The organism is Nostoc sp. CALU 546 (assembly GCF_048836525.1).
Genome location: NZ_JAWJTF010000362.1, coordinates 1 through 1,899 on the forward strand (window position 1 = coordinate 1; position 1,899 = coordinate 1,899).

1 protein-coding gene is annotated in these 1,899 nt (G+C 41.4%); it reads right to left on the reverse strand.

The window, feature by feature from the left end; genetic code table 11:
* The coding region (locus tag RRG12_RS43680; protein ID WP_420763327.1) for a HAMP domain-containing methyl-accepting chemotaxis protein at positions 1 to 1,689 on the reverse strand (1,689 nt) is incomplete at its 3' end.
* Between the last annotated feature and the right edge of the window lie 210 nt (positions 1,690 to 1,899).

The following is a 1,899-nucleotide window of genomic DNA, read 5'->3' on the forward strand; positions in this document are numbered from 1 at the left end:
TTGGTTAAGTTGGGCTATAGCATGATTAATTTCCCGCAGAGAGTCGGTAGTTTGCACAGAGGTACTGCTCAACTGCGCCATCGTCTCACTAATTTGTTGCGCTCCCACAGATTGGGTTTCCATACCCTGGTTGACAAACTCAAATCGCGGATTCAGTTCTTGCACTTGCTGGATAATTTGCCCAACCTGTATGCTGATGCTGGCAACATTTTCTATACTCCGCCCTACTTCTGCGGCAAACTTGTCCATCTCCATCACACCTGTAGAGACTGACGATTGCATCTGCTTCACCATCTGCTCAATATCGAGGGTAGCAACGGCAGTTTGATCTGCTAATCGGCGAATTTCTCTAGCAACTACAGCAAAGCCCAAACCATACTCTCCAGCTTTTTCGGCTTCGATCGCCGCATTTAACGACAGCAGATTTGTTTGATCTGCAACTTTGGTAATTGTGACGACGATAGTATTAATGCTATTTGCCTTTTCGCTAATTACTCCCAATCGAGCAGCGATCGCATTCGTGGCTTCTGCTAACTGCCGCATAGTGGTTTCCATCCGCACTATGTCTTTTTGGCTATCATTGGCTGCTGTCGTCGTGCTTTGGGAAATGATTGCAACTTGTTCCATTGCACTGACTAATTCTCTAGAGGTAGCAGAAATTTCTTTAGTAGCGGCAGCTACCTCATTAGTAGAAGCTACTTGCTCAATCAGCGTCCCTTCTAATTGTTTACCTGAAGCTGCTATTTGAGTCGCTGAGGAAGTAACCTGTATGCCTGAATGCTGTACCTGACGAATCAGAGTGTTGAGATTCTGAGTCATGGTTTGAAAAGCAGTTAATAGTCTATTCATTTCATCTTTGCTGTTGGATTCAGCCGCGATTTTGGTTGTTAAATTACCCAGAGAAATTTGCTCTGCAACCCTAATAACACCCAAAATCTGAGATGCAATTTGTCGAGCGATTACAAACCCCAAAATAATCGCAGTTATCGGGCCAATGGCAATTCCTACAGAAATCCAGAACATACTGCGAGCCACATTCTGTTCGACCTCTTTTTGTGTATCTGACACGTAAACTTCATGAAGTTTCAAAAGTTGGTCTGCTTGATCGCTAGTTTTTTGAAATAACGGCTCCCCCCTATTTGTTACCTCATCATCAATTTGATTACGTAATTCAAACGCCCTTTGAATGTTGGCAATATCCGCGGATTTTTCTTGTCCTTGACGAATTAAATCAAGTTGTTTTTTCCAAGGATTTTTAATACCAGTCTGATTTAGCTTTTCCTCAATATCTAACAATCTTTTATGGACTGATTTCCAGGCTTCCAGTTGCTCTTTAAGTAAGTCATACTCTTGTGTTTCTTGTTCGGTGAATGGCGTTGCTTCGTACTGTTTAAGACCGTCGTTAATCTGTTTCCAAGCGTTCTGAATTTGAGTGATGACACTCTCTCTTTCACTAACAGTGATTTCAGGATTAAATAATAACCGTTCTGCCGATTGTATTTGTGTCTGACCTTCCTTAATCTTCCATGCCCCGGATAAGCTGGGGATGTTATTCAAGGTTAATGAGTTAATTGACTGATTTAACTCATTGGTAACGAACCATCCCAGCAAGGCCATTGTGAATACAAGCAGTCCTATGAATAAAAATGAAGCGATCAACCGTGTTTGCAAGGTCATGTTCTTGAACATTGGGTATCTTACTATTCCTCTGCTGCTGTAAAACGCCGTTCATCTCTTAAAATTCCCAAATCGCAAACAAGATGAACAGTCTGTATTTTTATTTTTAAACAAATTATTAAGTAGCTAGCTTAGTTCAGAGACTAGCTTTTCTTTCTGATGTGAAAGTGTTGAGTCCTGAGTAAGAAGTTTGAGTATCTGAAGTGGATGAACGGAGTTCAA